The following is a 19,494-nucleotide window of genomic DNA, read 5'->3' on the forward strand; positions in this document are numbered from 1 at the left end:
TCAACTATGTAGCCTAAATTGATTGCGGAATAATCAGTTAATGGTCAAAGTCCTAGCTTTTATGAGCCAAGAGCGTTTTTTTATCTTATAGCAGTAATTCTTAGGAGAAAAACCGCCTAAGATGCTCCACATTTAATGGGATTCTGGTATCGTTAGCCCACCTGTTTCAATTTTATGGATTAAGTCGTTTGTCTCAAGGAAATAGTGTACGCACGCTCTCAGGCTTGCAGCGTCTGCTCGAAGGCGGACTCATCATTTGCTGTGTTGTAGCCACTTATATTTTGCTCGCTTTAGCCAGTTTCAGTCCCTCAGATCCGGGTTGGAGTCAGTCTCATTTTCAAGGTGATATCAATAACTGGACAGGGGCTGTTGGTGCTTGGATCGCCGATATCCTGCTGTATTTTTTTGGCGTGACAGCCTATATCATGCCAATTATTGTCGCCTCTACTGGTTGGCTGCTTTTTAAGCGCGCCCATGATTTGTTGGAAATCGACTACTTTTCGGTCGCATTGCGGATCATTGGTTTTCTGCTACTTATTCTTGGTTTTTCGGCATTAGCCAGCATGAACGCCAATAATATCTATGAGTTTTCCGCAGGCGGTGTAGCTGGTGATGTCATTGGTCAAGCGATGCTGCCATATTTTAATAAGTTAGGCACAACCTTATTGCTATTGTGCTGTTTAGGCTCGGGTTTTACGCTATTAACAGGGATCAGTTGGCTGACTGTGGTTGAAAAGGTCGGCTTTGTCTCAATCTGGTGCTACAAACAACTCAAACGTTTACCTCAGTCGTTAAAGCGTGAGCGAGAAACGGAAGATACTCGCGGTTTTATGTCTGTTGTGGATAAATTCCGCGAGCGTCGTGATTCGCAACATGTGCTTGATAAAGCAAAAATACGTCAACCAGATACAACACAAAGCCGCGTGATCCATACACGGGCGTTACCAGAAGAGCCCCGTGAAGAATTCATCACTGAAGCCAGTAGTGGTAAAGGTAAGTTATCTTCTTTGGTTAAAATTTTAAGTTTAAACAACAATAAAGCAAAAGCTGAACCTAAAGGCCAGCAACGCGTTGAGCCGCAACTTGATCCTGTTAGCGCGGTCGCTGAATACGGTCATTTTGAAGCGCCACCTTGGGTAGCTAAAGCGCAAGATGCTGATTTGGACGAAGATGAAACCGATAACGGTTTCAATGCTCAGGTTTTCGACGACGATGAGGATGAACCAGTATTGCATCGCGAAGCTATCATTGATGAAGATGATGACATCTTAACGTTCAATGATGACGATGTGATCGATTTTGATACCAAAGCATCTACGGGTGCAGTAACTCAAGCGCAGCGTCAAAAGCAGGCTCCTAAGGCTAAGATTGTCGATGGCATTGTCGTTTTATCTGGTCATGAAAATAAACCTGTGCCGACTAAGCCAATGGATCCGCTGCCGAGCATCAGTTTGCTCGATGTGCCTGATCGCAAGAAGAACCCGATTAGTCCCGAAGAGTTAGAACATGTGGCACGTTTGGTTGAAGCTAAGCTTGCCGACTTTAATATTGTTGCCACTGTTGTGGGGGTCTATCCAGGTCCGGTGATCACTCGTTTTGAGCTTGAACTTGCGCCAGGTATTAAAGCCTCTAAGATTTCAAACCTTGCAAATGACTTAGCCCGTTCACTGCTGGCAGAGCGTGTCCGAGTCGTTGAAGTGATCCCAGGGAAATCTTACGTTGGCCTCGAACTGCCAAACAAGTTTCGCGAAACAGTGTATATGCGTGATGTACTCGACTGTGAAGCCTTTACTCAGAGCAAATCGAATTTAACTATGGTGCTTGGCCAAGATATCTCCGGTGAGCCTGTGGTGGTTGACTTAGGTAAAATGCCGCACTTATTGGTTGCTGGTACGACAGGCTCGGGTAAATCAGTCGGGGTGAACGTGATGATCACCAGCTTGCTGTATAAGTCTGGTCCTGAAGATGTTCGCTTTATCATGATTGACCCGAAAATGCTTGAGCTCTCGGTTTATGAGGGGATCCCGCATTTACTCTGTGAAGTCGTTACCGACATGAAAGAAGCGGCCAATGCGCTGCGTTGGTGTGTGGGTGAGATGGAGCGCCGCTACAAGCTAATGTCTATGATGGGCGTTCGTAACATCAAGGGATATAACGCGAAAATCGCTGAAGCTAAAGCCAATGGTGAAGTGATTTATGATCCTATGTGGAAATCGTCTGACAGCATGGAGCCAGAGGCACCAGCCTTAGATAAACTGCCTTCGATTGTGGTGGTTGTCGATGAATTTGCCGACATGATGATGATTGTCGGTAAGAAAGTGGAAGAACTGATCGCCCGTATCGCCCAAAAAGCCCGTGCTGCGGGTATCCATTTAATCCTCGCGACCCAGCGTCCGTCGGTGGATGTGATCACCGGCTTAATCAAGGCTAACATTCCGACGCGGATGGCGTTCCAAGTGTCTTCCCGTATCGACTCCCGTACCATTTTAGATCAGCAAGGTGCCGAAACCTTACTCGGTATGGGTGACATGTTGTACTTACCGCCCGGAACCGCAGTGCCAAATCGTGTCCATGGTGCCTTTATCGATGACCATGAAGTTCACCGTGTGGTAGCCGATTGGTGCGCCCGTGGTAAGCCACAATACATTGATGAGATCCTCAATGGCGTCAGTGAGGGTGAACAAGTGCTATTGCCGGGTGAAACCGCCGAATCCGATGAAGAATACGATCCGCTTTATGATGAAGCCGTTGCCTTCGTGACCGAAACTCGCCGAGGTTCGATTTCGAGCGTGCAGCGTAAATTTAAGATTGGTTATAACCGTGCAGCACGTATTATCGAACAAATGGAAATGCAGGGTGTGGTTTCGGCGCAGGGCCATAACGGTAACCGCGAAGTGTTAGCACCTCCGGCCCCAAAACACTATTAATGTTAAGCTAGATATCAGTTTGAACTTGCCATAATGCGGCGAGTTGAACTTTTAGTCCAAAGGATACCTATGAAAAAACTGTTGTGTGCTGTGTTGTTATCACCATTGTTATACAGCAATGCAGTGTTGGCCGATGATGCTAAGCAATTACGCGAAACCTTAAACGGCACGGAGTCCCTTAAGGCGGATTTTAAGCAAACCGTTACTGATGTGAATAAAAAAGTTATCCAAAGCGGTGCTGGCGTATTTGCACTTGCTCACCCTAATCAGTTTTATTGGCATTTAACGGCGCCCGATGAGTCTAAAATTGTCGCCGACGGTAAAGACTTATGGATCTACAACCCCTTTGCCGAGGAAGTTGTGATTATGGATTTTGCTGAAGCTATTAATGCATCGCCTATCGCTTTATTAGTTCACCGCGATGATGCCACTTGGTCGCAATATAGCGTGACCAAGAAGCAAGACTGTTATGAAATCAAACCTAAGTCGATGGACGCTGGTATTTCTGCGGTTAATGTGTGTTTTAACAAAGGCACACTGAATAAATTTAATGTACTCGATGATAAAGGCAATCTGAGCCAGTTTGACTTAAGCAACCAACACACTATTAGTTCTGCGGATAAAGCGCTGTTTAAGTTTGTGTTGCCTGATAACGTTGATGTTGATGACCAACGTGTTAAACCCCAATAGGTTAGCGAGTGAGTAGTTTATCGTTTAATTTTGCGCCCGATTTTCGTCCTTTGGCCGCGCGTATGCGCCCAAGGACGATAGCTGAGTACATAGGTCAAGCCCATTTGTTGGGTGAAGGTCAACCACTACGCCAAGCATTAGAAGCGGGCCGTGCCCATTCGATGATGTTATGGGGACCGCCGGGCACAGGTAAAACGACCCTTGCCGAACTTATCGCCCATTACTCCAATGCCCATGTCGAACGTATTTCGGCGGTCACGTCGGGTGTAAAAGATATTCGCGCCGCCATTGAGCAAGCGCAAGCGATTGCTCAATCCCGTGGCCAACGTACCTTGTTATTTGTTGATGAAGTGCATCGCTTTAATAAGAGTCAACAGGACGCCTTTTTGCCCTTTATTGAAGATGGCACTGTGATTTTTATTGGGGCGACCACGGAAAATCCTTCATTTGAAATCAATAATGCCTTACTGTCGCGGGCACGCGTCTATCTTATCAAGCGCTTAAGCCAAGACGAGTTAGTGCATATCATCACCCAAGCCTTAACGGACACCGAACGCGGCTTGGGGCAACGACAGTTAATTATGCCAAATGATGTGCTCAATAAGTTGGCGCAGTTATGTGATGGCGATGCGCGTAAGGCACTGAACCTGCTTGAGTTGATGAGCGATATGGTGGTTGATGGCGGCAGTTTTACCATCGAGATGCTAGTACAAGTCGCAGGCCATCAAGTGGCAGGGTTCGATAAAAATGGTGATCAGTTTTACGATTTGATTTCAGCGGTACATAAATCGATTCGCGGCTCGGCGCCGGATGCCGCGCTCTATTGGTTTTGCCGCATTTTAGAAGGCGGCGGCGATCCGCTGTATGTTGCCAGACGTTTATTAGCCATAGCCTCAGAAGATGTGGGCAACGCAGATCCTGCGGCCATGACCATTGCGCTCAATGCCTGGGATTGTTTTCACCGCGTAGGTCCTGCCGAAGGAGAGCGAGCGATTGCCCAAGCGATTGTGTATTTAGCCAGTGCGCCTAAAAGTAATGCCGTGTATACAGCCTTTAAAGCGGCGAGGGCGCTGGCGCGCGAAACGGGCCAAGAGGCCGTGCCTTATCATTTACGTAATGCACCCACAAAACTCATGGCGGAAATGGGTTTTGGCGCCGAGTATCGTTATGCCCACGATGAACCCAATGCCTATGCCAGCGGTGAGAATTATTTCCCCGAATCCTTACAAGCATCGCAATTTTATTTCCCGACTGAACGCGGATTTGAGAAGCGGATTAAGGACAAATTGGCGCAATTAGCGCAATTAGATCAAGCCAGTGGGAGAAAAAGGTATGAATAATCTCATACTTGTGGCCTTAGGTGGTTCCATTGGTGCGGTTTTTCGCTATCTTATTTCAATATTCATGATCCAAGTATTTGGCAGCAGTTTTCCTTTTGGTACACTGTTGGTCAATGTCCTTGGTTCATTTTTAATGGGCGTCATTTACGCACTGGGACAATTGAGTCATATCAGCCCAGAACTCAAAGCACTAATTGGTGTTGGCCTGTTAGGTGCTTTGACAACGTTTTCAACCTTCTCAAACGAAACTTTATTGCTGATGCAAGAAGGAGATTGGTTGAAGGCAGCTTTGAATGTGGTGTTGAACCTAAGTCTATGTTTGTTTATGGTTTACTTAGGTCAACAACTGGTTTTTTCTCGCATTTAACTATTAAGAATATATCACATGTTAGATCCTAAATTTTTGCGCAACGAATTAGCAGTGACCGCTGAGCGATTAGCTACCCGTGGTTTTATTTTAGATGTCGCTCATCTCACCCAATTAGAAGAAAAACGTAAGTCACTGCAAGTGGCAACGGAAGAGCTGCAAGCCTCGCGTAATGCTATTTCCAAGTCCATCGGACAAGCTAAATCCCGCGGCGAAGATGTGGATGCCATCATGGCGCAGGTAGGCGATTTAGGTGCGCAATTAGATGCGAAGAAAGTAGAGCTGGCCGCGGTACTTGAAGAAGTGAACGCGATTGCTATGTCGATGCCAAACCTGCCAGACGAGTCTGCGCCTATCGGTGCTGACGAGACTGAAAACGTCGAAATCCGTCGTTGGGGCACGCCACGCAGCTTCGATTTCCCTGTTAAAGATCATATCGATTTAGGTGAAGGCCTAAACGGTTTAGATTTTAAGAGCGCAGTGAAAATCACTGGCTCACGCTTTATCGTGATGAAAGGCCAAATTGCCCGTTTAAATCGTGCATTAGGGCAGTTCATGCTAGATCTACACACCACTGAGCATGGTTATACCGAAGCCTACGTGCCATTACTGGTTAACGAAGCAAGCTTATTGGGTACAGGCCAATTACCTAAGTTTGGTGAGGATTTATTTCACACAAAACCTGCGACCGAAGAAGGCCAAGGCTTAAGCCTTATTCCAACCGCAGAAGTGCCATTAACCAACTTAGTGCGTGATACCATCGTTGATGAAGATGAGTTACCCATTAAATTAACCGCACATACCGCGTGTTTCCGTAGTGAAGCAGGGTCTTACGGTAAAGATACCCGTGGCTTAATTCGTCAACATCAGTTTGATAAAGTGGAATTAGTACAGCTAGTTAAGCCAGAAGATTCAATGGCTGCACTCGAAGTGTTGACTGGCCATGCGGAAACGGTTTTACAACGCTTAGGCTTACCATATCGTACTGTGGTGCTTTGTACCGGTGATATGGGCTTTGGCTCAAGCAAGACCTACGATATTGAAGTGTGGTTACCTGGACAAAACACTTACCGTGAGATCTCTTCATGCTCAAATATGAAGGATTTCCAAGCGCGCCGTATGCAAGCGCGTTACCGTGTTAAGGCTGATAACAAACCCGCATTATTACATACCTTAAATGGCTCTGGTCTTGCGGTAGGTCGTACCTTAGTTGCGATTTTGGAAAACTATCAAAATGCTGATGGTAGCGTGACTATCCCTGAGGCGCTGCGTCCATACATGGGCGGGCTCACACAGATCGGTTAATTGACATAACACAATACCATGGATAAAGGTCAACGCTATCTTCGTTGGCTTTCCTATACTGCGGTCATCGCCATATTTTGCGCTGTGATGCTCGCAACCTTAGGTAAAGCGGTCTGGGTTGTGTTAGAAAACGTCAATTAGCACGACTCAATGTTAAGACTCAAAATGAAAAGGGATATCTGCAATAGATATCCCTTCTTTTTGATTTTTTCACATGATTACTTTGAATATTGATACGCTGAATCAGCCTTCCACGTTCTAAAGCGCAGTTCTGCACCCTCGGGTAGATAAAACACCTTTGGTAGACGACTGTCATAACGCAGTGTTAATTCACTTGGGATCCTTAGAAATGCTTCTTTTTTGGCTAATTCAAAACAGGCCATCATAGTGCTTGGGCCTTCTGATATTTCATCGACCTGATAGTAGTTATAACCCCAACCTTCAACGGTGAGCTCTTTAAGCTGGCCATTGAGTCCATGTTTATTGCAATCAACAAGTTGAGTTTGGCCTATTTGGATCTCGACCATGTAGTCTGCTTCATTCTCAAGCTTAGGTAATGTCAAAATATGTTGAACCATGCCTTTCTTGGGGGCTGGGAACATTTTAACGGCTTCCCCTGGAGCATAATTATTGGTGTTCATACGAGAAACATTAATCATTGGGGCATTAAGTCCTGTTGGATGAGGCGGACTGACAGCACTGGCATTAAAAGAAAGTAACGTAAAGGCCAGTGGTACTACCGCAAGATGACGCAATTGAGTTAATTTCATACATTTCTCCTTAAGACTCAAAAATAGGTTGCTAGGATAATGGAACAACCATTCTACGGTACCTATAAACGGCTTACTTGCAAGAAAGGGTTATTTATGCAGAAAAATTTACGCCCATGACTCATTTTCCTTAAGATCTTTATCTAGCATTCGGCTATAAAATCAATGAATTTTAGAGAGTTGAACTGTGTTTTTGAAAAATGGCGCATTCATAGAAAATTTTATAGTCTCGATGCTGTGGTTTGTTTGAGCTTAAAAACTGTTTAAAAAATAATACCACTTAGCAGACCGATAGCCATCAACTACTTACGATGTTCTTAATCCGAACGTCATTTTATCCCCAATGTTAAATTTATTGAGATAATTAGAGGCTTATTTAATTAAATCAGCCTTTTGTGTGATCTTGTTCAAGAAGTACTCAGAGTTTTGGCGTAATACGAAAAAAGCGACTACGTTTATTTGTAGGGAAAAGTTTCTTCCGTAACAACATAATAGAAATAAAAGAGACAGTAAAAATGACAAGCATGGAGCGCAATCTTTTTTCTACCACCACCTTGACCTTTATTGTTGGAGCTATAGTCTTCTGCGGGCTCGTTTGGCTCTCCCATTGGTGGCTTGCAGGCTTATCTTTACTCTCATACTTTGGATTTGCTTGGGTGCTTCGGGCACAAATTCACAAATCGACTCATCTTTATCAATCTCGCCAACTCGCCTATGAAAAAGAGAAACGACATCATGTTGACCAACAAGTCGCCAAACTTGAGGCGATTATTTCCCGCTTAGTACCCGTTTGGCAGGGACATATCGTCTCTGTCGACCAACAAATGAACCAAAGCGTAGCCAATATGACGGAGCGATTTAGTTCAATTATCAGCGAAATCGAAAAAGTCACTAGTAATTCAACTGGGATCGCAGATCAACTCCACTCCCCAAGTATAGAAGACGACAAAGCTCTGCTAAAAGCATTATTTAATGACTTAAACCTGATGAATAGTGCCAAACTGCACCATTTAGAACAGTTAACCGCATTAGTTAACGATACCAAAGCACTTGATGGACTCGCAGCTGAAGTTAGAAAAATTGCCCAACAAACCAATTTATTAGCCTTAAATGCGGCAATTGAAGCCGCTAGAGCCGGAGAATCGGGGCGCGGCTTTGCTGTAGTGGCTGATGAAGTCAGAACCTTGTCAGCTCAATCAGGGCAGACAGGTGAACGGATTACTCAGCAAATTACTGAATTAAATCAACGTATGGCCGAGCTATACCAGCTGACCGATGCAGCTACTTTACAGGAAAGCCAAGCGCTAGAAGGTGGCGAGTCCATTCTCATCCGTGTAATTGACCACCTCGAAAATCGTACTTTGCAAATGAAAGATGAGGGTATTCAAGCATTAGAGCTTGGTCGGCAAGTTAAAAGAGAAATTGAGCAAATATTAGTGGATTTTCAATTTCAAGATCGCTGCGACCAAATGTTAAGACAGCTTGTTGCCAGTATTGATGAGCTTACAGAGCTAATCCGTGTTCAACAGCAAGCGAGGGAAGCCGGTTTACCTATTCCTGAAGGTGATGTGGATTCCTTGCTTGCCATGATGAAGCAAAGGTATGTGGCGACCGAACAGCATATTCACCATAGTTCAAAAAAAGATAACCATTATCAACATGCAGAGAAAAGCTCTATTAACTTCTTTTAGTTCACGTTTATAAAACAAGGATGGCCACTGAGATGAAAAGAATACTCGTAGTTGATGACTCTGCCTCTATCCGACATGTCGTCAGTATTGCGCTTAGGGGCGCAGGTTATGAGGTCATTGATGCCTGTGATGGTAAAGATGCACTGAGTAAACTCAATGGCGATAAAATTAATCTTATTATCAGTGACGTTAATATGCCAAATATGGATGGCATTAGCTTTTTAAAAGAAGTTAAAAAACATCCGCGTTATAAATTTACTCCAGTCATTATGCTCACCACCGAGGCGGGTCGGGATAAAATGGAAGAAGGTCGCATGGCGGGAGCTAAGGCATGGGTAGTCAAGCCTTTTCAACCACCCCAAATGCTTGATGCGGTAGCTAAACTTTGTTTACCGTAAAAGGATTTGTGTATGCCAATCAATATCGCGCTAAAAGATCAATCTATTAAGGTTAACTTAACCGAAGAGTTAACTATCTATAGTGTTATGGAATTTCGTGATGCACTAGTCGGTCATTTGCAACCGGGTGTAGACATCAGTGTTGATCTTTCTCAAGTGACAGAGATCGATACCGCAGGGCTTCAGTGGCTTCTGGCGCTTAAAGTATTGAATGAGGCACATCGAGTAGAATTTTGTCACCACAGCAAAGCGGTAATAGATGCCCTCGCACTTTCGGGTTTGTCTGGCACATTTGACGATACCATAGTGATATCCTCGGAGACTCGCCTATGACCGCCAATGACGTTCAAAAGTTATTTATGACCGAAGCGGAAGAACTACTGACAGAAATGGAAGATGCATTATTGTCATTAGAGGTCGACGCAGAAAGTACAGAATTAATAAATCAACTTTTTAGAGCAATGCACACGATAAAAGGTGCAGCGGGTATTTTTAATTATCGTGCCATCGTTGATTTTACTCATCCCATTGAAACGTCAATTGATAGGCTGCGCAAAAATGAATTGAAAATAGATAGTGCGCTTATAGCACTACTCCTTAAGTGTAAAGATCATACATGGGCGTTGGTCAATGCTGCGGTAGAGGAGGATGAGGCAGAGTTGAATACACTCTGCATTCAAAGTCAGTCAATTTTGGCCGAATTAGCGCAACATGAAAACCTTGAACCTTGTTACCCTCAGACTCTCGCCGCAGAGGCGATTACCCCTGAACGGATAGAAGGACATTATCTTGATACGGGCCATTGGCTTATATCACTGGATTTTAAAGCCGATGCACTACGTAATGGATTAGATCCATTAAGCTTTATTCGTTATTTGCATCAATTAGGTCAAGTGCTTGAAGTTATTTGTTTAAGCCACAAGTTGCCGCCATTCGAAGAATGTGACTTCGAAAGTTGCTTTTTACGCTATCGTATTATTTTTGCTGGAGATTGTACAAAAGAACAAATTGAGTCGGTATTTGAATTTGCCCAAGATGATTGCGATATACAGATTCTACCTTCACAAAAAATCTCCGAATCATTTCAAGCTCTGATTGAACAGCTGAATCCGTCTGAAAATCAGCGACTAGGTGAAATTCTGCTATCGATCGGCGCCATCACTGAAAGAGAACTCTCTAAATCACTCGATTTACAGTCTGGTAAGAGTGAAGACTGCACGACTAAAAAACTGGGCGAAGTGCTAATTGCAAACTTACTTGTCGATAAACCTGTGGTTGAGCAAGCCCTTAAAAAACAAATTCAAGCTCGAGAGCAGGCGCAAACTATTCGCGTCGATTCTAATCGTCTTGGCCAGTTAATTAATTTGGTTGGTGAGCTGGTGACGGCAAGTGCTGCGATGAAGGTGATGGTCGACCGTTACCAATTTCTCGATGCTAATGACCTAGTAGGATCGGTAGAACATCTGGTCCAAGAAATTAGAGAAAATGCCTTACAACTACGTATGGTGCAGATAGGTGAAACCTTTTCACGTTTCCGGCGAGTGGTACGCGATGTCAGCAATGAACTAGGTAAACAAATTGAGTTGACCATCCAAGGGGGAGAGTCTGAACTCGATAAAATCGTTGTTGAAAAGATTAATGACCCTTTAACCCACCTTGTTCGCAATGCCCTAGATCACGGTATTGAACTTCCAGAGGCTCGTCTCAAGGCCGGTAAATCCGCTGAGGGACATCTGATGTTAAATGCCTACCATGATTCTGGACATATCGTTATTGAAGTCACTGACGATGGTGCTGGACTTGACCCTGAGCGCATTCGAAGAAAGGCTGAAGCATTGGGGTTAATTGATGTAAACCAGATTCTTAGCCATTCTGAAATTTTGAAATTAGCCTTTGAACCAGGCCTCAGTACTAAAGATAAAGCAAGTAATCTGTCAGGAAGAGGTGTTGGTATGGACGTAGTTAAACGCAATATTGAAGCGTTACGCGGCTCAGTTGAACTCGATAGCGAGCTGGGTAAAGGTACAAAAGTGACGATCACATTACCATTAACTCTTGCCATTATTGATGGTTTTATGGTCGGTGCTGCCAACGAAAACTATGTGATACCACTGAATATGGTAGAAGAATGTGTCGAGCTCAATCGGGGCGAATGGCATGAGCAACAGAAGAATTACATCAGTTTGCGTGGGGAACTGATGCCTTTTATACGACTTAAAAGTTTTTTTAATATACCCAATTTAAATCAAAACCATACCCGTGAAAGCCTTGTTGTTGTTCGTTTTGGTCGAACTAAAGCAGGGATAGTTGTCGATAAATTATTTGGTGAACAGCAAACAGTGATTAAGCCCTTAGGGAAAATGTTTCAACATCTCAAGGGATTAAGCGGTGCCACTATTTTAGGAACGGGAGATATTGCCTTGATCCTTGACGTACAGGGTTTAATTACTGAAGCAAGTATTAGCGCCAAAAAATATCATCATGTAGCACTGATTGATGAATAGCCTATGTTGAAAAGGAATATTGACTATGTTTAAAAAACTGACGCTCAGCATGCAGATTTCTGGTGGTTATGCATTGGTGTTATTACTATTGATCGTGATTTCATTAGCCGCCTATTTTGGACTAACGAAAGCCATTAACGGTTTTAATGATTACCGCTCGTTGGCGCGCGACTCTAATATGGCTGGTCGCATCCAAGCTAATATGCTTACAATTCAAATGCAGGCTTATGACTATATCTTTCAGAAGAACGAGTCAGCTTATAAAGTATTCAATGAACGTAATGTTATTCTTAATGACATCATTCAAAAAGCCATGACGGAGATTAGCGAGCCTGAATTGAGTCAACAACTTTCAGATATTCGCAAAGATATTGTTGATTACAATAATTACTTTGAATCTGTAGTAAAATTGATTAAATCTCGCAATGATGAAGTTACCAACGTGTTGGTTCCTAAAGGAACTGAAGTTGTAAAACTGATTTCTGACACTATGCATCAATCCTATAATAAAGGTCAGATTGATGTTGCTTATCGAGCAGGTTCTGTGCTCGAATCGATATTGACTGCTCGTTTAGCAGCATCTAAATTCCTTGAAACAAATTTAGATGCCGATTTACAGCAGGCGCTGATGGCTATTGATTTAGCTAAGGGAGAGCGTCTTTCTGCCTTAAAAACTGTGGCAATAGATCTAGATGCACAATCAAAATTATTACAATTTACCAGCAGCATTGACAATTATGCGTCTTCGTTAAAGTCAGTTTATAGCACTATTAGCGAAAGAAACGATATTGTGCAAAATCAACTCGACCGTATCGGTGCTGATGTTGCGCGCCAAACTGAAGATATCAAATTAACCATCCAAAAAAGGCAAGATGCCCTTGGTCCTATTGTTAAAGCACAGAATGAGCAGACCCTTACCACTGTTATTAGTGTATCTATCGCCGCTATTTTGATCGGCATTTTCTTGGCATGGTTTTTAGTGAAGTTAATTAAAAAACCGTTGGGCGGAGAACCTCGTGATATGGAAACGATTGCGCGCGCAATCGCTAACGGAGACTTAACGGTAGAGCTAAAACAGCGTGAAAATGCGACGGGGGTTTATAAGGCGATGATTGATATGATTGATAGCCTTACTTCTGTGATTGCTCAGGTTCGAAGTGGTGCAGATAATTTGTCTAGTGCTTCTTCACAGGTCAGTAGTACCGCACAAAGTCTAAGCCAAGGAGCAACAGAGCAGGCTGCTAGTGTCGAAGAGACGACCAGTGCCGTTGAAGAGTTAAATGCATCTGTCCAGCAGAACTCCGAAAATGCTAGGGTTACCAATAATATGGCAACGGTAGCCGCTGAAGAAGCACGACAAGGTGGAATAGCGGTAGAACAAACCGTTGCCGCAATGAAACAGATTGCGGCGAAAATTAGCCTAATAGAAGACATTGCATATAAAACTAATCTATTAAGTCTCAATGCGGCCATTGAGGCGGCCCGTGCTGGTGAACATGGTAAAGGCTTTACCGTTGTCGCCTCCGAGGTTAGAAAATTAGCTGAAAACAGCAGCTTAACTGCACAAGAAATTAATAAACTAGCCAGTGAAAGTGTTGGTATTGCTGAAAATGCTGGCCGCTTGATCGCTAATATTGTGCCTAATATTCAAAAAACATCTGATTTGGTTCAGGAAATTAGTTCCTCCTCTGAGGAACAAGCCATTGGGATCAGCCAGATTAATGACTCTATGTTACAGCTTGATAAAGCCACACAGCAGAATGCATCTGCGTCAGAAGAGTTAGCCGCGACATCAGAGGAGTTAAACGGTCAGGCTAATCAACTACTTGACGCAGTAGAGTTTTTTAAACTTGCCATCAGTAGTGAAAGATCTCATCAAGGTAAATCAACAGTAATGGCGGCTTCTGGGCGTAAGACAGCCAAAGCTAAGCAACATGTTGAACGTACCGATTTCGAACGATTCTGATAGGGGCCTATCATGAATCAATTAGTGAATGAGATGAAGGCCAATTCAGTGGGAGATATTACCCAATATCTTACCTTTCAGTCAGGGAATGATACCTTTGCAATTGGTATTTTAGATGTAAAAGAGATCATTGAAATTGAAGGCATTACGCGGGTGCCTATGATGCCAGAATTTTTGTGCGGTATTATTAATTTACGAGGTAAGGTCGTTCCTGTTATTGATTTGTCCAAAAGGCTAGGGCGTCTGACAACGGTCATCTCAAAAAAAAGTTGTATTGTATTGGTAGAAGTCAGTCACGAAGATGAGCAGCAAACCATTGGGATGTTAGTGGATGAAGTGAATGAAATCCTTGAAATTGATGATGAACATACACAGCCGCCACCGGATTTTGGTGCCGATCTCAGAGTTGACTTCATTCGCGCAATGGGGCGAGTTGGCGAACATTTTATGATATTACTTGATATCAATTATGTGCTGTCGGTGGCCGACATTAGTGCAATTAGCCAACTCAATTTTCATGCAGCTGATGCCACTGATGAAGCACTATGAAGTCTTCACCGTTGCCGCTTGAACATACCGCCTTAACGCAAAGGGAATTTGAGCATATCCGGCAATTTTTGTATGAGGAGGCCGGTATATTCTTGAGCGACATTAAAAAATCATTGGTGGCTAGTCGATTATGTCGACGCCTAAAAGAAACTGGTTATGAAAATTATGGAGATTACTTTGAGTTCGTCAAAAAACACTCTGAACATATTGAATATCATCATTTTATTGATGCTTTGACGACCAATGAAACATTCTTTTTTCGTGAAATAGAGCATTTTGAATTTGTTAAAAACCTAATAAAAACACATCCACAAAAAAAAAGCTGGCAGGTATGGTCAGCAGCTTGTTCATCTGGAGAGGAGGCTTACAGCTTAGCCATGCTGTTGGCGGATCATTTAGGGATTGATGGTCACTGGCAAGTGCAGGGGTCTGATATTAGCCAGCGGGTGCTAGCGAAGGCTGAAATGGCACATTATCCCCTTGAACGTAATGACGCCATCGGCTTTGAGAGATTACAGAAGTATTGCTTAAAGGGGGTGGGTAAGCAAAACGGTACATTTTTAATTGACCAAAGCTTAAAGAGTAAAGTTAGCTTTTTTGCGATGAATCTGACTCAATCCTGTGAAAGTGTCGGGATGTGCGACTTAATCTTTATTCGTAATGTAATGATTTATTTTGATGCTGAGTCTAAGCAAAGGGTCATAAACCATGTAATAAAGCAGTTGAAAGTCGGTGGTTATTTGTTTATTTCACATACCGAATCCTTGATGCACGTAAAACATGGGTTAAAGCAGATTAAACCTTCTATCTATCAAAGGATTTGATGTGGAAAAGATAGCCTTAAATCAAAGAACAGTAATCATGATTGGCCCTGGTGAGCATTATGTGACGGCGAAAAACGAAGTCATAAAGACATTATTGGGCTCATGTGTGGCAGTATGTTTATTTGATCCCAAGGCTCAGGTCATTGGAATGAATCACTTTTTATTGGCTGCTGATCGGCGCAAGCTTACACATTTTCTTGATTCTCGCGCAGGTTACTATGGTGTTCATGCCATGGAGATCTTAATCAATGCCATGCTAAAGTTAGGAGCACAGCGGCAATATTTGCAGAGTAAAATATTTGGAGGCGCGAATGTTTTATCTTTGTGTGCTGACAATATCCTTAACCACTATGATATTGGCGGGATGAATATTGATTTTGTTAGACAGTTTCTACAACGTGAACGAATCCCTGTTATTAGTGAAGATCTTGGCGGCCATTCTGGTCGAATAATTTATTTCGATCCGTCGGATTATTCGGTGTATCGCAGTTTAATCGAGAATAAATATGAAGAAATTACGTCACTTCAGGATGAAGAATACCGATATTTTAATCAAGCGAGTGAAGATATGCGTACCTCTAATAACTCGGTGGTGATTTGGTCGGATTAACGAGACTTAAGGGGGCCTTGTGATTAATGTCGCCATAGTCGATGACTCAGCAGTTGTCAGACAAGTGCTCAGCAGCATGTTAGCTAACCAGCCTGATATTACTTTATTAGGCTGTGCTCGGGATCCGTTGTTTGCGCTTAAATTATTTGAACAGCAATGGCCCGATGTCATTATTCTTGATATTGAAATGCCAAGAATGGATGGCATTACTTTCTTAAAAAAAGTGATGGCTGAAAGGCCAACCCCTGTCGTGATTTGCTCAACACTCACTGAGCAAGGTGCTTCAGTGACTATTGCTGCACTTGCCGCGGGAGCGGTTGATATCATTACTAAACCTAAATTAGGATTGAAGGGATTTTTGGAGGAATCACAAGCCCGTTTACTCCAGTCCGTGCGTGCTGCAGCTAAAGCATCAGTATCAAAATTGCGTGTTAATACCCCTACAAAAATGCCTGTCGCCGCGAAACATAACGCCGATGTAGTGTTAACATCAACAAACCATGCGCTACACCAAACCACGGATCGGGTTGTTGCACTCGGAACTTCAACGGGTGGAACCCATGCACTTGAGTGCGTGTTAACGGCATTGCCACGTACAAGTGCCGGTATTGTTGTTGTCCAACATATGCCAGAGCATTTTACGGCGGCCTTTGCTAGTAGGTTAAATAGTTTATGTGAAATGGAAGTAAAAGAAGCCGAAGATAACGATAGAGTGATGCCGGGTCTTGTGCTCATTGCTAACGGTGGCAAGCACATGCTGCTACAACGTAGTGGTGCTCAATATCGTGTTCAGCTTAAGGACGGACCGTTGGTCAGTCGGCATCGCCCCTCGGTTGATGTGTTGTTTCGTTCAGTCGCTAATGCTGCGGGTAAAAATGCCCTAGGCATAATTATGACTGGTATGGGGGACGATGGTGCTCGGGGTTTGCTAGATATGCATCATGCTGGAGCCACAACATTGGCACAGGATGAAGCCAGTTGTGTGGTTTATGGTATGCCAAAAGAGGCTGTTAAGCTCGGCGCAGTCAGTCGGCAGGTTGCTTTAAGCAATATTGCTGAGGAAATTATTGCGTTTACCAAAGAATAAAAAAGCCAGTGCGGACACTGGCTTTCTCTGACGAAAAAAGGCGGTTATACGCGCTTTTTAAATTCGCCAGTACGGGTATCGATTTCAATCTTGTCGCCAACTTTCACAAAGTCAGCCACGCTGATAGTGCCGCCACCAGTGATTGTCGCTGGCTTCATTACTTTACCTGAAGTATCGCCACGAGCTGATGGCTCAGTGTAGATAACTTCACGTACGATAGTGGTTGGCATTTCAACAGAAATTGCTTTGCCTTCGTAGAAAGTCACTTGGCAAGTTTCTTCCATACCGTCAACGATGTAAGCTGCTGCATCACCTAAGTTTTCAGCTTCTACGTCGTATTGGTTGTATTCTGCATCCATGAATACATACATAGGATCAGCAAAGTAAGAATAAGTACAATCCAGACGATCTAGGATAATATCGTCTAACTTATCTTCACCTTTAAAAGTGGTTTCAGTACCAGAGTTAAGCAGTAAGTTTTTCAGCTTTAACTTAACGATGGCAGCGTTACGGCCAGAACGAGTTGTTTCTGTTTTCTGTACAACCCATGGGCTGCCTTCAAACATGATCACGTTACCAGGACGGATTTCATGAGCAGTTTTCATTACACAATTTCCTATATGTCGATTTTCTATATCAGCGCAGCATCTTAGCTTTTTTTCACAAATTGGACTAGCCGAGTTGCAAGATCTGCAGCATTTATTGCATCAATTGGCCATTCTTTAGCATGTTGTAAGAGTGGCAAACAGACTGGATTTAGGTTTTGCCAGTGAGTTTTCACGGCGGATTGCTCTCCTTGGTTAAATGCAACGTTCAATTTAGACCAAGTGTCAGCAATATCAGGGGGCAGATTATCGCAGTAAAGTCGAATAAAAGCTTCTAATTTTATTAGATGATAATCATCTTCTTGCGGATAAATATGCCAAATAAAAGGTTTTGCCGCCCATTGGGCCCGTAAGAAGCTATCTTCACCGCGGACAATATTAACGTCGCAGCTCCATAGTAGGCGGTCAAATCCCTGTTGATCGGTCATCGGCAAGATATGCAGGGTTAAATCCCCCAGTTTAATTTGCTGCCCAGGTATTAATTCCTCTATAGGGCAGGGCAATATGTGCTGCAAACTGTTTAAGCTGCGGCCTTTGGGGATAAGGGCGTGAATTTTTGCATCGCGTTTGGCCGTGGCTTGCCAGAGTTCACATAAGGCTGGGAGCGACTCGGTTTCATAACTAAAGACGCTATAGACAGTATCTTGCGCTTTAATATCCTTAAGACCAAGACGGTCAAATAATTGCAGCTTATTGGCACTATCCTGTTGCCATGCATCGCGCTCGGCAAATAGCTCTCGCTCACAAATCAGTCCACCCGTCTTAGGTGTAAAGCCCGGGAAAAAGAAATACTTTCTAATGCCGCTTGCCTGCATCGAGGGTAAACCATGGCAGCCATCGACCCAATCTTCTGCGCTTAAATACTCTAAATTAAGCCATAAAGGCACAGATTTTGGTGTTTTAATATGCAGTTCAGCAAGTTGTTGCTTCACTACATCGGGTAGTTCGCAGGCGAAGGCTTCAATTAACACTTCGCCTGGCTCATATACCAAAGGTAAGGGCGTAGTCCAATGAAGGATAGTCACGCCATGAAAAATCTGGCAAGTGAGGTTAGGGTCAAGGGTCGGTAAAATATGCGAAAAACTGTTTAAGTCATCGACCCAAAGCTTAATTGGGATCTGATATTCATTGACTAACTGTTTGGCTAAACGCCAAGTAACGCCAATATCACCGTAGTTATCGACGACAGTGCAGAAGATATCCCAGTGGGGATGTTGGGGAGCTACCATTGGAAATATCGCTTTCATTTACGTGGATAACAAATGTAAAAAAAGCGGCATTGGGCCACTTTTTTTACAGAGCTCACTCGATGAAACTAGGCTTAGTCTTCGAGTTCTGCTAAACACATTTCTTCGTAGATTTGCTTAACCCAAGCGTCAACACGCTCTTCGGTCAGCTCTGGTTGACGGTCTTCGTCAATCCCTAAACCGATGAAGTGATCGTCATCCACTAAGCCTTTAGAAGCTTCGAAGTTGTAACCTGCAGTAGGCCAATGTCCAATGATAATACCACCACGGGCTTGAACAATATCGCCAATCATGCCCATGGCATCGAGGAAATATTCCGCGTAGTCTTCTTGATCACCACAACCGAAAATAGCAACCAGTTTGTCTGTAAAATCAATCTGTTCTAACTCAGGAAAAAAGTCATCCCAGTCACACTGTGCTTCACCATAATACCAGGTTGGGATACCGAACAGCAGCAGGTCGTATTCTGCGATCTGTTCTTTGGTACTTTTGGCGATATCTTTCACCTCAACCATTTTCTTACCCAATTTCTTCTGGATCATCTTGGCGACAGCTTCGGTGTTGCCTGTGTCGCTACCGAAAAAAAGACCTACAGTTGCCATTGTCTATCCTTT

19 protein-coding genes are annotated in these 19,494 nt (G+C 43.5%); 15 read left to right on the top strand and 4 right to left on the bottom strand.

Annotated elements, in window-relative coordinates:
* The first annotated feature begins 188 nt into the window (after positions 1-188).
* The 6 genes from M0413_RS07385 to M0413_RS22925 all read left to right on the top strand — a co-directional run bounded on the left by M0413_RS07385 (position 189) and on the right by M0413_RS22925 (position 6,770).
* The gene (locus M0413_RS07385) at positions 189-2,927 is read left to right on the top strand and encodes a DNA translocase FtsK (protein WP_249553657.1); all 2,739 of its coding nucleotides are present in this window, start codon (positions 189-191) and stop codon (positions 2,925-2,927) included.
* A gap of 69 nt (positions 2,928-2,996) precedes the next feature.
* Positions 2,997-3,617 carry an outer membrane lipoprotein periplasmic chaperone LolA gene (gene lolA, locus M0413_RS07390; RefSeq protein WP_088585551.1) on the top strand — a complete coding sequence of 207 codons (621 nt, stop codon included), beginning with the start codon at positions 2,997-2,999 and terminating at the stop codon, positions 3,615-3,617.
* 8 nt (positions 3,618-3,625) lie between these two features.
* The gene (locus M0413_RS07395; protein WP_249553658.1) at positions 3,626-4,957 is read left to right on the top strand and encodes a replication-associated recombination protein A; all 1,332 of its coding nucleotides are present in this window, start codon (positions 3,626-3,628) and stop codon (positions 4,955-4,957) included.
* Positions 4,950-5,324 (top strand): fluoride efflux transporter CrcB, encoded by a 375-nt coding sequence (gene crcB / locus M0413_RS07400; RefSeq protein WP_037418443.1) that lies wholly within the window; start codon positions 4,950-4,952, stop codon positions 5,322-5,324. Before M0413_RS07395 ends, crcB begins: the two co-directional genes overlap by 8 nt.
* 18 nt (positions 5,325-5,342) lie before the next feature.
* Positions 5,343-6,629: a serine--tRNA ligase gene (serS, locus tag M0413_RS07405; RefSeq protein WP_037418445.1), complete on the top strand. Its 1,287-nt coding sequence runs from the start codon at positions 5,343-5,345 to the stop codon at positions 6,627-6,629.
* Positions 6,630-6,647: 18 nt separating this feature from the next.
* On the top strand, positions 6,648-6,770 hold the full coding sequence (locus M0413_RS22925) for a hypothetical protein (RefSeq protein WP_037418447.1): 123 nt from the start codon (positions 6,648-6,650) through the stop codon (positions 6,768-6,770).
* A gap of 77 nt (positions 6,771-6,847) precedes the next feature.
* Here the strand turns inward: M0413_RS22925 and eco are convergent, their stop codons facing one another.
* Positions 6,848-7,399 carry a serine protease inhibitor ecotin gene (eco, locus tag M0413_RS07410; RefSeq protein ID WP_047535695.1) on the bottom strand — a complete coding sequence of 184 codons (552 nt, stop codon included), beginning with the start codon at positions 7,397-7,399 and terminating at the stop codon, positions 6,848-6,850.
* Positions 7,400-7,914: 515 nt separating this feature from the next.
* Here eco and M0413_RS22930 point away from each other — a divergent pair.
* The 9 genes from M0413_RS22930 to M0413_RS07455 are packed head-to-tail and all read left to right on the top strand — an operon-like array spanning position 7,915 to position 17,028.
* Positions 7,915-9,090 carry a methyl-accepting chemotaxis protein gene (locus tag M0413_RS22930; protein ID WP_283771923.1) on the top strand — a complete coding sequence of 392 codons (1,176 nt, stop codon included), beginning with the start codon at positions 7,915-7,917 and terminating at the stop codon, positions 9,088-9,090.
* A 32-nt stretch (positions 9,091-9,122) separates the two neighbouring features.
* Positions 9,123-9,488, top strand: coding sequence for a response regulator (locus M0413_RS07420; RefSeq protein WP_037429781.1), 366 nt, complete (start codon positions 9,123-9,125; stop codon positions 9,486-9,488).
* 12 nt (positions 9,489-9,500) lie between these two features.
* Entirely contained in the window at positions 9,501-9,821 is a 321-nt protein-coding gene (locus tag M0413_RS07425) for an STAS domain-containing protein (protein WP_052183980.1), read from the top strand.
* Positions 9,818-11,992: a chemotaxis protein CheA gene (locus tag M0413_RS07430; RefSeq protein WP_249553659.1), complete on the top strand. Its 2,175-nt coding sequence runs from the start codon at positions 9,818-9,820 to the stop codon at positions 11,990-11,992. The genes M0413_RS07425 and M0413_RS07430 overlap by 4 nt, the downstream gene beginning before the upstream one ends.
* 25 nt (positions 11,993-12,017) lie before the next feature.
* Positions 12,018-13,958, top strand: a complete 1,941-nt coding sequence (locus M0413_RS07435) for a methyl-accepting chemotaxis protein (RefSeq protein WP_249553661.1) — start codon at positions 12,018-12,020, stop codon at positions 13,956-13,958.
* Positions 13,959-13,970: 12 nt separating this feature from the next.
* Entirely contained in the window at positions 13,971-14,507 is a 537-nt protein-coding gene (locus M0413_RS07440; RefSeq protein WP_037429777.1) for a chemotaxis protein CheW, read from the top strand.
* Positions 14,504-15,331 carry a CheR family methyltransferase gene (locus tag M0413_RS07445; protein ID WP_081990907.1) on the top strand — a complete coding sequence of 276 codons (828 nt, stop codon included), beginning with the start codon at positions 14,504-14,506 and terminating at the stop codon, positions 15,329-15,331. The genes M0413_RS07440 and M0413_RS07445 overlap by 4 nt, the downstream gene beginning before the upstream one ends.
* A 1-nt stretch (position 15,332) precedes the next feature.
* A complete protein-coding gene (locus M0413_RS07450) occupies positions 15,333-15,941 on the top strand; it encodes a chemotaxis protein CheD (RefSeq protein ID WP_249553663.1) in 609 nt (202 codons plus the stop codon).
* A gap of 19 nt (positions 15,942-15,960) precedes the next feature.
* Positions 15,961-17,028, top strand: a complete 1,068-nt coding sequence (locus M0413_RS07455; protein ID WP_088585556.1) for a protein-glutamate methylesterase/protein-glutamine glutaminase — start codon at positions 15,961-15,963, stop codon at positions 17,026-17,028.
* 44 nt (positions 17,029-17,072) lie between these two features.
* Here M0413_RS07455 and efp read toward each other — a convergent pair whose 3' ends face one another.
* The 3 genes from efp to fldA all read right to left on the bottom strand — a co-directional run bounded on the left by efp (position 17,073) and on the right by fldA (position 19,482).
* Entirely contained in the window at positions 17,073-17,633 is a 561-nt protein-coding gene (gene efp / locus M0413_RS07460) for an elongation factor P (protein WP_037418480.1), read from the bottom strand.
* A gap of 44 nt (positions 17,634-17,677) precedes the next feature.
* Positions 17,678-18,862, bottom strand: a complete 1,185-nt coding sequence (earP, locus tag M0413_RS07465) for an elongation factor P maturation arginine rhamnosyltransferase EarP (protein WP_099458024.1) — start codon at positions 18,860-18,862, stop codon at positions 17,678-17,680.
* A gap of 92 nt (positions 18,863-18,954) precedes the next feature.
* Entirely contained in the window at positions 18,955-19,482 is a 528-nt protein-coding gene (fldA, locus tag M0413_RS07470) for a flavodoxin FldA (RefSeq protein WP_023265275.1), read from the bottom strand.
* Positions 19,483-19,494 lie beyond the last annotated feature (12 nt).

This window comes from Shewanella sp. 8A (assembly GCF_023475945.1).
In the GTDB taxonomy this organism is placed as follows: domain Bacteria; phylum Pseudomonadota; class Gammaproteobacteria; order Enterobacterales; family Shewanellaceae; genus Shewanella; species Shewanella xiamenensis.